The sequence below is a fragment of the Gramella jeungdoensis genome, assembly GCF_023805255.1.
GTDB lineage: Bacteria > Bacteroidota > Bacteroidia > Flavobacteriales > Flavobacteriaceae > Christiangramia > Christiangramia jeungdoensis.
The window spans coordinates 657,371-669,043 of record NZ_JAMSCK010000002.1; the positions used below are offsets into that span (position 1 = coordinate 657,371).

10 protein-coding genes are annotated in these 11,673 nt (G+C 39.4%); 6 read left to right on the top strand and 4 right to left on the bottom strand.

The features are described 5' to 3' along the window. Positions 1-46: 46 nt before the first annotated feature. Positions 47-1,225 carry an AIR synthase related protein gene (locus NE848_RS07020; protein WP_252111851.1) on the top strand — a complete coding sequence of 393 codons (1,179 nt, stop codon included), beginning with the start codon at positions 47-49 and terminating at the stop codon, positions 1,223-1,225. On the opposite strand, the gene NE848_RS07025 is transcribed toward NE848_RS07020, so the two are convergent. Further along, positions 1,222-1,872, bottom strand: a complete 651-nt coding sequence (locus NE848_RS07025; protein ID WP_252111853.1) for an ATP-binding cassette domain-containing protein — start codon at positions 1,870-1,872, stop codon at positions 1,222-1,224. The two genes, NE848_RS07020 and NE848_RS07025, sit on opposite strands and share 4 nt — an antisense overlap. A gap of 617 nt (positions 1,873-2,489) precedes the next feature. Here NE848_RS07025 and NE848_RS07030 point away from each other — a divergent pair. The 4 genes from NE848_RS07030 (at position 2,490) to NE848_RS07045 (ending at position 5,875) form a co-directional block, all read left to right on the top strand. After that, entirely contained in the window at positions 2,490-3,026 is a 537-nt protein-coding gene (locus tag NE848_RS07030) for a hypothetical protein (protein WP_252111855.1), read from the top strand. Between the two features lie 62 nt (positions 3,027-3,088). Then, on the top strand, positions 3,089-4,165 hold the full coding sequence (gene prfA, locus NE848_RS07035; RefSeq protein WP_252111857.1) for a peptide chain release factor 1: 1,077 nt from the start codon (positions 3,089-3,091) through the stop codon (positions 4,163-4,165). 100 nt (positions 4,166-4,265) lie between these two features. Beyond that, a complete protein-coding gene (gene pyrF / locus NE848_RS07040) occupies positions 4,266-5,084 on the top strand; it encodes an orotidine-5'-phosphate decarboxylase (protein WP_252111859.1) in 819 nt (272 codons plus the stop codon). Between the two features lie 5 nt (positions 5,085-5,089). Beyond that, complete coding sequence (locus tag NE848_RS07045) at positions 5,090-5,875, top strand: ABC transporter substrate-binding protein (RefSeq protein WP_252111861.1); 786 nt, start codon at positions 5,090-5,092, stop codon at positions 5,873-5,875. On the opposite strand, the gene NE848_RS07050 is transcribed toward NE848_RS07045, so the two are convergent. The 3 genes from NE848_RS07050 to purU all read right to left on the bottom strand — a co-directional run bounded on the left by NE848_RS07050 (position 5,854) and on the right by purU (position 7,845). Next, the gene (locus NE848_RS07050; protein WP_252111863.1) at positions 5,854-6,039 is read right to left on the bottom strand and encodes a Lacal_2735 family protein; all 186 of its coding nucleotides are present in this window, start codon (positions 6,037-6,039) and stop codon (positions 5,854-5,856) included. The genes NE848_RS07045 and NE848_RS07050 overlap by 22 nt on opposite strands. Before the next feature lie 155 nt (positions 6,040-6,194). Next, a complete protein-coding gene (locus NE848_RS07055) occupies positions 6,195-6,893 on the bottom strand; it encodes a DUF4197 domain-containing protein (RefSeq protein ID WP_252111865.1) in 699 nt (232 codons plus the stop codon). A 100-nt stretch (positions 6,894-6,993) separates the two neighbouring features. Next, complete coding sequence (purU, locus tag NE848_RS07060; RefSeq protein ID WP_252111867.1) at positions 6,994-7,845, bottom strand: formyltetrahydrofolate deformylase; 852 nt, start codon at positions 7,843-7,845, stop codon at positions 6,994-6,996. Positions 7,846-7,988: 143 nt separating this feature from the next. Between purU and NE848_RS07065 the strand changes: the two genes are divergently transcribed. After that, positions 7,989-11,444 carry a methylmalonyl-CoA mutase family protein gene (locus NE848_RS07065; protein ID WP_252111869.1) on the top strand — a complete coding sequence of 1,152 codons (3,456 nt, stop codon included), beginning with the start codon at positions 7,989-7,991 and terminating at the stop codon, positions 11,442-11,444. Positions 11,445-11,673 lie beyond the last annotated feature (229 nt).

The following is an 11,673-nucleotide window of genomic DNA, read 5'->3' on the forward strand; positions in this document are numbered from 1 at the left end:
AGAACTGTTTAAACTAATTATCTTTGACAACTCTAAGAAATAATCCATGAGTAAGGAAGTAAGCAAAAGATATTCAGGTCGCGGTGTTTCAGCCGGAAAAGAAGATGTGCACAATGCAATTAAGAATGTAGATAAAGGGCTTTTCCCTAAAGCATTCTGCAAGATCGTTCCCGATCATTTAACCGGGAGTGTTGATCATTGCCTTATAATGCATGCCGATGGTGCCGGAACCAAATCTTCTCTTGCTTATATGTACTGGAAAGAAACGGGTGACCTTTCAGTGTGGAAAGGGATTGCCCAGGATGCGCTTATCATGAATATTGATGACCTTCTATGTGTTGGCGCGACAGATAATATTCTGCTTTCTTCTACTATTGGAAGGAATAAGAACCTGATTCCCGGCGAGGTTATTTCAGCCATAATTAATGGTACCGAAGAACTTATTTCTGAATTAAAGGAATTTGGAGTGGAGATACATTCCACTGGTGGTGAAACTGCCGATGTAGGTGATCTTGTACGAACAATCATTGTTGACTCCACGGTTACGGCCAGGATGAGGAAAGATAAAGTGATTGATAATGCCAATATTAAACCTGGGAATGTAATCGTTGGACTTGCGTCTTTCGGACAGGCTTCTTATGAAAAGGAATATAATGGGGGGATGGGAAGTAACGGACTTACTTCTGCACGCCATGATGTATTCTCGAAACTGCTGGCCGACAAATACCCTGAAAGTTTTGACAGTTCAATTCCTGAAGAACTGGTTTATTCCGGAACCAAAAAACTTACCGATGCTGTGGAAGACAGTCCAATCGATGCCGGAAAACTTGTGCTTTCTCCTACCAGGACATATGCGCCAATCATAAAAAAGATTCTTCAGCAAATTGGAAGTGAAAAGATAGATGGGATGGTGCATTGTAGCGGAGGGGCTCAGACCAAGATCCTACACTTTATTGATGAGCTTCATATTGTAAAGGACAATCTGTTTGATACTCCGCCATTATTCAAACTTATTCAGCAGGAAAGCAAGACCGACTGGAAAGAGATGTACCAGGTCTTTAATATGGGACACAGAATGGAGCTTTATGTAGATGAAAATATCGCTTCCGAAATTATTGAAATCTCCAAATCATTTGGTGTGGATGCTCAGATCATTGGCAGGGTAGAAGCTTCAGATTCTAAAAAGCTTAGCATTAAGAGTGCTCATGGTGATTTTGAGTATTAAGGAGTGGTTACATAACCCAATTTCTCGAGTTCATCTGTGGTGCTGACAGCCCTGGAACAACCATCTTTGATAAAATACAGCTCATCAGATATTTCCATGATATCTTTGTATAAATGATCGGTTAGGAGAATTGCCTTATTTTTCTTTTCATTAATGAGTTCTTCCTTTATAATTTCTGTGTACACAGGGGTGAGATGAGTAAAAGGTTCGTCAAGTAGTACCAGTTTTGCGTCACTTTTTATGGTTAACCAGATAGACACCATTCTTTTTTCTCCGCCGGAGAGTTCATTCAGTTTGAAATTTTTATAAATCCGGAAAGAGGGAAGTTTTTCTGTAAACTCTTCAAGGGAAACTCTGTAGATATTAAAAAGTTTCTTCAGTGAAATATTTGGTAGAAAATTGGTTTGAGATAAGAACTTTACATTTTCAATAGAATACAATTTCTTCAGGGTTCCTTTATTGTTTATCCTTACCAGTTTGTTATTGCAGGAAAGGTTCCCGAAGAATATTCTTAATAAACTCGTTTTTCCACAACCGTTAGATCCAAGTATGCCCGTAATTCTGCCGGTTTCAGCTTTTATATAAAGACCGTAAAGTATTTGTTTTCCGTTAAAGCTCAATTCCACGTTGTCCAGTTCAAATATCATATCAACATGCTAAGTTTATAAATGATCACACTTAAAAAAAAGTCTGTAAATACACAGTAGGTGAATAGGAAAGAAGGACTGACCCCAAAATTTTTATAAAAGAGAAGGCTGTCTTTAGCCTCAAAAAAAGCTTTCTGTAGAAAGATCAATCCAATTAAAAAGAGTTTAACAAGAAGGATAGCTTCTAAAGCATTCCCTAAAAAGATAAGTATTAAACATAGGCTGGTAGAACTAATGATCAGTTTCCTGTAGAATTGGAAAGATAATTTTAATCTGAATAAAAAGTTTTGGATGAAGGTCATAAGTCTTTCAATTTAGGAAAAATAAATATTCATTATGTTATTAGAAATTATCAATGAATCTTATAATGTGGATTCCCGAAGTCTTTTTATTGATCTTTTTTAAAACCATTTCGTTCCTTTTCTCGTAAGTTTTTTAAACCAATCAAAAAAATAATGTTACCCAGGTCTTTCTTGTCGGTGGTTACACTGATTTTGTTAGTGGCGAACTGTTTTGTGATATATGAGTATGATCAGGATGCGAACAGGTGGGCGCGCTTAATTAGTACGTTTATATTCTTTCTCATTTTACTTTGGCAAAATTTTTCCGGTAAAAGAATGATTGGCGCATTTGCCTTTCTGCTTATTTCTGATCTTCTCTTATTCCATTACGAAAATACCACGGGTAATGCCTTTGCCTTTATATCCAGAATTTCTGCCTATGTCTTGTTTGTTATGGTGATCGCACCCGAACTAAAAAAGCTTAAAACCAACCTTTTTCAGAAATTCATATTTGTAATGGTTTTGGGGCTAAACCTGGCAATGCTGGTAATGCTGGTAGACATGGTGCCTGAAAGATTTAAATATCCATATCTGGATGTTCTCTTTTACATCTACGGAATGTCAATGATAATTATGGTTATTGCTTCTATCTCCTATAGTAATCGTTATTCCAATAACACTTCATTTTTCTATACTGCAGCAACACTTTGCCTGGTGTTTTCAGACATAACCTCGTTCATAGCCTATTATCTTGAATTCTCGGAGTTCTATTTTCCAGATCGGGTCTTTTATATTATAGGTATTGCCGGGCTGGTGAAATTCTCTTCCCTTTCCAGAAGTCATGAGGCAGTAAGTGAATTGGAAAGCCTTTAAAGCTTTCTCTTACAATTCATCCAAATTATCGTAAATTTGCTTCCTAAAATCAGCAAGATTATATGATTGAGAAGCTTAATATCGTAAAACAGAGGTTTGATGAGGTGAACGATTTGATTATTCAGCCGGATGTGATATCAGATCAGAGGCGATATATTGAATTAAATAAAGAATATAAAGACCTTAAGGCTTTGATGGATGAGCGCGAGAAATATATGCGTTTGACCGAAAATATAAAGGAAGCCGAAGAGATCATATCAGATGGCAGCGATCCTGAAATGACTGAAATGGCCAAACTTCAGCTTGAAGAAGCAAAGGAACAGCTTCCCGAACTGGAGGAAAAGATAAGAATGATGCTTATCCCTAAAGATCCTGAAGACGCCAAAAACGTGGTGATCGAGATCCGTGCAGGTACTGGTGGCGACGAGGCCAGTATCTTCGCAGGGGATCTTTACAGGATGTATACCAAGTATGTTGAAAGCAAAGGCTGGAAGCATAATATTGTTGATTTTAGCGAAGGTACCAGCGGCGGATTCAAAGAGATGATCTTTGAAGTAACTGGGGAAGAGGTTTATGGGACTATGAAATTTGAGGCCGGGGTGCACCGTGTACAGCGTGTACCACAAACCGAAACCCAGGGCCGGGTTCATACTTCAGCTGCTACTGTAATGGTCCTGCCGGAAGCTGAAGAATTTGATGTGGAGATAGATCCTAAAGATGTAAGAATTGATTATTTCTGTTCTTCAGGTCCCGGAGGTCAGTCAGTGAACACTACTTATTCAGCTGTACGTCTTACTCACGAACCTACGGGATTAGTTGCCCAGTGTCAGGATCAGAAATCACAGCATAAGAATAAGGAAAAAGCTTTCCGTGTACTTCGTTCCAGGCTTTATGAAATGGAGCTTGCCAAGAAGCAGGAAGCCGATGCTGCCAAGCGAAACTCAATGGTTTCAAGCGGTGACCGTAGTGCGAAGATCAGGACTTATAACTACCCGCAGGGAAGGGTGACCGATCACAGGATAAACCTTACACTTTACGATCTTTCAAACATCGTTAATGGTGATATTCAGAAGATCATTGATGAATTGCGATTAGCTGAAAACACTGAAAAACTTAAGGAAAACTCAGATATTATTTAATTGGGAAGCTTAAAGCTATAAGCTGAAAGTAGAATTTTGAATTTTTGAAAGAAAACCTTTTAAGTTTATATTTCGATTTTTAATTACTGAATACTGATAAATGACTTCTAAAGAGCTGACCCAGCAAATTTTCAAGAAAAAATCTTTTTTATGTGTAGGTTTGGATACCGATCTTGACAGGATCCCTACCTACTTGCTTTCTGAAGAGGATCCGGTGTTCAGCTTCAATAAGGCAATCATCGATGCTACTCATAAATATTGTGTGGCCTACAAGCCAAATATCGCTTTCTATGAAGCCATAGGTGTTGATGGCTGGAAAGCTTTAAAAAAGACGGTCGATTACCTGCATTCCGAATATCCTGAAATATATACTATAGCAGATGCGAAACGAGGAGATATAGGAAATACCTCGCGTATGTATGCGAAGGCTTTTTTCGAGGACCTGGGCTTTGATTCTGTTACTGTTGCCCCTTATATGGGGAAAGACTCGGTGGAACCCTTTCTGGAATTCACCAATAAACACACAATTTTGCTAGCGCTAACTTCTAACGAGGGCGCGTATGATTTTCAGACTTTACAGACCGATAATGAGGAGCTTTATAAACAAGTGATCAAAACTTCTAAAGGCTGGAATAATTCTGAAAATCTGATGTACGTGGTTGGTGCCACCAAGGCTGAATATCTTGCTGATATCAGAAAGATAATTCCAGAGAACTTCTTACTGGTTCCGGGAGTAGGCGCCCAGGGAGGAAGTCTTGAGGAAGTTTGCAAATATGGGATCACTAAAAATGTTGGATTACTGGTAAATTCTTCCAGGAAAATAATCTATGCTTCAGATTCTTCAAATTTTGCTGAAATAGCCGGTGCCAAGGCAGAAGCATTACAAATCCAGATGGCTCAGGAGCTGGAAAAATTATAAATTTTATGGAAATACGCGATCAATTAGGACGTAATATCAAATTTGAATCTACGCCTAGAAGGATCGTTTCTCTAGTTCCCAGCCAGACAGAACTTCTTTTTGACCTTGGTCTGGAGAAATTTATAATGGGGATTACACGGTTTTGTATTCATCCTCCATTTTTAAAACAAATTAAGGCAAGAGTAGGAGGGACCAAAAAGGTCAATTTTAGGAAGATTAAAGAGCTGAACCCCGATATTATTCTATGTAATAAGGAAGAGAATACAAAAGAGATGGTTAAAGAGCTTGAAAAGATCGCTCCCGTTCATGTCTCGGATGTAGCCAATCTCAATGACTCATATGCCCTTATTTCGCAGTATGGTAAGATCTTTAACTGTGAAGCTTTGGCAATAACTCTTGCCGATTCTATCCGGAAAAAAGCGGAAGTTGTTGAAAAACTAGCTACTGCCTCTCCCAAACGAAAAGTCGCATACTTCATCTGGAAAGATCCTCTGATGGTATCAGGAAAAGGAACTTTTATAGATTCTATGCTATCGCTTAATAATTTCGAGAATGTGTTTACCCAGGAGCGGTATCCTGAAACAAATTTTGAAGAGCTGAGTAAAATGGAAATCGATATTTGTATGCTGTCTTCAGAACCTTTTCCTTTTAAAGAAGAGCATAAAGAAGGTTTTAAGCCTTATTCCAGGCAGGTTCAGATTGTGGATGGGGAATACTTCAGCTGGTATGGTAGTCGGCTCTTAGAAGCTATGGATTACTTCAAGAGGTTTCATTTGGAGTCAACTAATTGACAGTCCATACGGTGGAGTTCGTCGAGAATTTTTTTTGCACGTGAGTTAAGCCGATCGCTTTGTTCCTTATCGGTCAAAGCTAATTTGTATGCACGCTGCATTAGCCTGGAATATTTTTCACACAGGCGTTCTTCTCTGGTCTTATTTTCAAAAATTCTAAACATAATTTTGTAGGGTCTGCTTCATTTAATCATTCAACATTGCTACAAAGCTAAGCAGGCAGTAGCTTATATAATGATAATGCACAGTTAAGCTTATTTTAAAATGACCGGGTGTAAGCCGGGAAAGTGTTAAAATATTAAAAATTAGAGGAAAAATCTTACTGATCCTGAACCGCGAATACTCTCCTTAGAAGGTCGGTAGTTCTTGCTGAAATATTGTTTCTTATTTCCTTTTCTTCCTTTGCAATCATTAAAAAAACCCCATCCAGAGCTTCATTAGTTACATAATCTGGCAGGTCTGGATTTACATTGGAAGTTACAGGTAGAGAATTATATTTCTCAATGATATTTTTCCATACCTGGGTGGCTCCTACCTTATCCAGTGAATTGCTAATGATTGGATTGAAACGATTGTATAATTCCTGTTCAGTTCTATTGTTGAGGTAAACGGTTGCGGCATCTTCCCCGCCCATAAGAATATTACGGGCATCGGCAAATGTGATTCCTGTAACTGCATCGGCAAATACCGGGATCGCTTCGCTCACCGCGTCTTCGGCTGCACGGTTAAGAACCTTTAAACCTTCATCAGCAAGGGCATCGAGGCCAACATCTCTTAGGGTTTTATCCACTTTCTGGAGTTCGGGCGGCAGACCTATTCTAACAAGTTCATTGCTGAAAAAACCGTCTTCCTTGGCCAGTTTGGTAACTTCTTTATCTATTCCAAATTGCAAGGCCTGCTTAAGACCTGAGCTTATTTCAGCATCGGTAACTCCCTGGGGAAATTGTGAAGCAATAGTCTGTAGTTCGGCGCAGGAGGTTAAAATTAATATTCCAAAAAGGGCTAGTAGTTTTTTCATGAGGATCTTGTTTCCTCAAATATATAGATCGGGAATCTAAAAACAGATCGTCAAAAGTTATAATAATACTAAAACAATCAATTTTGATTATGAGCCTGGCTTAGGTGAAGACAATTGTCTTGTTATTAAATACAAGGGTTTTACGTTCAATATGAAGCTTGATTCCCCGTGCCAGGACTATTTTTTCCAGGTCCCTGCCCTTCAGGATCAGATCTTTTACCGAGTGGCTATGAGAAATTCGTGTGATATCCTGTTCTATGATGGGGCCCGCATCCAGTTCTTCTGTTACATAGTGAGAGGTTGCTCCAATGATCTTTACACCTCTTTTATAAGCAAAGTGATAGGGTTTGGCTCCCGCAAATGCAGGAAGGAATGAGTGATGTATGTTAATGATCCTGTTCGGAAAGGCCTTGATCATTTTAGGAGAGATGATTTGCATGTATCTGGCTAAAACAATAAAATCGATATTCTCTTTTTCCAGTAACTCCTTCTGCTGTTTTTCGGCTTTATCTTTTTGTCCCTTTATTACAGGAATATGATAAAATGGAATATCAAAACCTCTGGCGATATGTTCCAGGTCCTTATGATTGCTGATTATTACAGGAATATTTACATCCAATTCACCAGATCTGTACCTTCCCAGAATATCATAGAGACAGTGGTCGTATTTAGAAACGAAAATCGCCATATTCAGTTTACTGCTGGCAGTATAAATATGCCAGGACATTTGATATGGCTTACCAATAGTTTCTTCAAACTCTTTCTTTAGCTCCTTGATTTTTACAGGTTTGGCAAACTCACATTCAAGACGCATAAAAAAGATCTTATTTTCTACATCAACATACTGATCGATATAGATTATATTACCTTTATGCTTATAAAAGAAGGAAGTGACGCTTGCGATAATTCCGGAAGTGTCCGGGCAATGAATTAGCAAAGTGAATTTGGACATGCCATGTTGATTTTGCTGACTAAAATTAAACATTTAAAAGCATTTTGATCTGCCCGGAAGGATTATTATACTATTACTAAATAAGAGCTTTAAATTTTACAATTTTCGTAAATTGCACCTCCAAAAAACTCCAATAATTAGAAATGGAACAACAAAATCCCTATAAACCTAAAAATAAAATAAGAATTGTAACCGCAGCATCTCTTTTTGATGGGCACGATGCGGCCATTAATATCATGCGTCGTATTATTCAGGCTACCGGAGTGGAAGTGATACATTTAGGTCATGACCGAAGCGTGGAAGAGGTTGTGAACTGTGCAATTCAGGAAGATGCACATGCTATAGCCATGACTTCCTATCAAGGAGGGCATATAGAATATTTTAAATATATGTATGATCTCCTGAATGAAAAAGGAGCAGGCCATATCAAGATCTTTGGAGGTGGTGGTGGAGTGATCCTTCCTGAAGAGATCAAAGAACTGATGGATTACGGGGTAGATCGTATTTACTCTCCCGATGATGGACGCGAGATGGGACTCCAGGGGATGATCAATGATATGATCAAAAGAGTGGATAATGAAGTTCCTTGTTTGAAAGAACCTGAAAAGGTTCAAAAGAACCTGGAAAACAAAAACGTCAATACCATTTCCAGACTCATCTCTCTGGCCGAGAACCGACCAGATGATTTCGAAAAGTCATTCAGAAATGGGGGTATTAAAACAAAAGAAGTTCCGGTACTTGGAATTACTGGAACCGGAGGTTCAGGAAAATCAAGTCTGGTAGATGAACTGGTGAGGAGATTCCTGATGGATTTCTCTGATAAACATATCGGGATCATTTCGGTAGATCCTTCAAAGAAAAAGACCGGTGGAGCATTGCTTGGTGACCGGATTAGAATGAATTCCATCAATCACGAGCGGGTATATATGCGTTCGCTTGCAACCAGACAAGCCAACCTGGCGCTTTCAAAATATGTAGCCGAAGCAGTTGAAGTACTTAAAGCTGCCGATTATGACCTTATTATTCTTGAGACTTCAGGAATCGGGCAGAGCGATACAGAGATCCTTGATCATTCCGATGTGTCATTATATGTGATGACTCCTGAGTTTGGAGCTGCCACCCAGCTTGAAAAGATAGATATGCTGGACTTTGCCGATCTGGTAGCTATCAATAAATTTGATAAAAGAGGCGCCCAGGACGCTTTGCGAGATGTTAAGAAACAGTACCAGCGTAATCATGGCTTATGGAATGAAAACCTGGATAATTTACCTGTTTTTGGAACCATTGCTTCTCAATTCAACGATCCCGGGATGAACACCCTCTATAAGAGTATTATGGATAAGGTAGAAGAGAAGACCAATTCGGGTCTTTCTTCCACTTTTGAGATCTCCAGGGAAATGAGTGAGAAGATTTTCGTGATCCCACCTAAGCGTACTCGCTATCTTTCGGAAATTGCAGAGAATAACAGAAGTTATGATGAGAAGGGAAAATCCCAGGTGAGCGTTGCTCAGAAATTATATGGAATTTATAAGACTATAGAATCAGTAGCCGGGATCGATACTGAGTTCGGGAAGAATCAGACCAAATATTTGGACAAAAACGGCATTGATCAGGATGAGATTTTAGAGCTTGCTAAAGACTCCCAAAAGGAATTCCTTGATTTGCTCTTCGCTGAATTTGATAAAATTAAAATGGATCTTGACCCCTACAATTGGGAGATCATTTTGGGCTGGAATGAAAAGGTGACTAAATATACCGAGCCAGTCTATAGTTTTAAGGTTCGCGATAAGGAAATAAAAATAGAGACTCATACAGAATCTCTTTCTCATACTAAAATTCCTAAGGTTGCTCTTCCAAAATATAAAGCCTGGGGTGATATTCTTGCATGGTGCCTTCAGGAGAATGTTCCAGGGGAATTTCCGTATACTGCCGGTTTGTATCCGTTTAAAAGAACAGGAGAAGATCCTACCAGGATGTTTGCCGGGGAAGGTGGTCCGGAAAGGACGAATCGCCGATTCCATTATGTAAGCCAGGGATTACCTGCTAAGCGCTTGTCTACGGCCTTTGATTCGGTAACGCTTTATGGAAATGATCCCGATCATCGCCCTGATATTTACGGAAAAGTTGGTAATTCAGGGGTTTCCATCTGTTGTCTTGATGATGCCAAGAAATTATATTCAGGTTTTGATCTTGCTGACCCTATGACTTCTGTAAGTATGACGATCAACGGTCCTGCACCTATGTTACTAGGGTTCTTTATGAACGCGGCTATAGATCAGCAATGCGAAAAATATATCAAAGAGAATGGTCTTGAGAAAAAGGTTGAAGCTAAGCTGAAAGAACTCTATGACGATAATGATATAGAACGTCCGCAATACCGTGGAGAATTGCCGGAAGGGAACAATGGCCTCGGTCTTATGCTATTAGGGCTTACCGGAGATCAGATCCTGCCTAAGGATGTTTATGAAAAAATAAAGGCCGAGACTATCAGTGTGGTAAGGGGAACGGTTCAGGCTGATATTCTGAAAGAAGACCAGGCTCAGAATACCTGTATATTTTCTACAGAATTTGCCCTGAGGCTGATGGGTGATGTTCAGGAATACTTTATTAAAGAGAAGGTAAGGAATTTCTACTCTGTTTCCATTTCGGGTTATCATATTGCCGAAGCAGGTGCAAACCCAATTACCCAGCTTGCCTTTACACTTGCAAACGGATTCACCTATGTGGAATATTACCTGAGCAGGGGAATGGATATCAATAAATTTGGTCCCAACCTTTCGTTCTTCTTTTCCAATGGTGTGGATCCTGAATACGCAGTTATTGGACGTGTAGCCAGAAGGATCTGGTCAAAAGCATTGAAGCACAAATACGGAGCGAATTCAAGAGCTCAGATGTTGAAGTATCATATCCAGACTTCCGGTAGATCGCTTCACGCTCAGGAGATAGATTTTAACGATATAAGAACGACTCTTCAGGCGCTGTATGCGATTTACGATAACTGTAATTCTTTGCATACAAATGCTTATGACGAGGCGATCACCACACCAACGGAAGCTTCGGTGAGAAGAGCGATGGCCATACAGCTTATCATCAACAAAGAACTTGGTTTAGCTAAGAATGAAAACCCAATCCAGGGATCATTTATCATAGAAGAACTTACCGATCTTGTTGAAGAGGCTGTGCTTACTGAATTTGACCGTATCACAGAAAGAGGAGGAGTACTAGGTGCAATGGAAACCATGTACCAGCGCGGAAAGATCCAGGAAGAAAGCCTTTATTATGAGACTTTAAAGCATAGTGGAGAATACCCGATCATTGGGGTGAATACTTTCCTAAGTTCTGAAGGTTCACCTACAGTAACACCGGGGGAGGTGATTCGTGCGACCGAAGAGGAGAAAGAACATCAGATCAAAACACTTCAAACCCTTCATAAGGCTAAGGAAAGTAAAGCTGATGAGGCCTTGTCCAGAATTCAAAAAGCCGCCATTCATAATGAAAACCTTTTTGAAGAACTGATGGAGGCTACCAAAGTATGTTCTCTTGGCCAGATCACACACGCTTTGTTTGAAGTAGGAGGACAGTATAGAAGAAATATGTAAGCAAAGAGCCAACTTTTCCTCATACGGAGGGAAAAGTTGTGCGAATCGCTTATCCCGATGAGTGAAGAGATATCGGGATCTTTTTAACTTTAATAAACCTCACAGCTCTCTGAGACCTGTGAGGTTTTATCTTTTGGTAGCTACTTAAATATTTTTTTGAAATCAAACTTTTAGGAGAAAAACTCCATCAAGTCGGCTCTAAATAATCTCAATGTTTCAGCATCTGAAT

Bases quoted from the DNA above. Each gene is read 5' to 3' on its own strand.
- NE848_RS07030 (WP_252111855.1), top strand. From the start codon at position 2,490: ATGATTGGCGCATTTGCCTTTCTGCTTATTTCTGATCTTCTCTTATTC.
- NE848_RS07055 (WP_252111865.1), bottom strand. From the start codon at position 6,893: ATGAAAAAACTACTAGCCCTTTTTGGAATATTAATTTTAACCTCCTGC.
- prfA (WP_252111857.1), top strand. From the start codon at position 3,089: ATGATTGAGAAGCTTAATATCGTAAAACAGAGGTTTGATGAGGTGAAC.
- NE848_RS07020 (WP_252111851.1), top strand. From the start codon at position 47: ATGAGTAAGGAAGTAAGCAAAAGATATTCAGGTCGCGGTGTTTCAGCC.
- NE848_RS07065 (WP_252111869.1), top strand. From the start codon at position 7,989: ATGGAACAACAAAATCCCTATAAACCTAAAAATAAAATAAGAATTGTA.
- NE848_RS07050 (WP_252111863.1), bottom strand. From the start codon at position 6,039: ATGTTTAGAATTTTTGAAAATAAGACCAGAGAAGAACGCCTGTGTGAA.
- purU (WP_252111867.1), bottom strand. From the start codon at position 7,845: ATGTCCAAATTCACTTTGCTAATTCATTGCCCGGACACTTCCGGAATT.
- pyrF (WP_252111859.1), top strand. From the start codon at position 4,266: ATGACTTCTAAAGAGCTGACCCAGCAAATTTTCAAGAAAAAATCTTTT.
- NE848_RS07025 (WP_252111853.1), bottom strand. From the start codon at position 1,872: ATGATATTTGAACTGGACAACGTGGAATTGAGCTTTAACGGAAAACAA.
- NE848_RS07045 (WP_252111861.1), top strand. From the start codon at position 5,090: ATGGAAATACGCGATCAATTAGGACGTAATATCAAATTTGAATCTACG.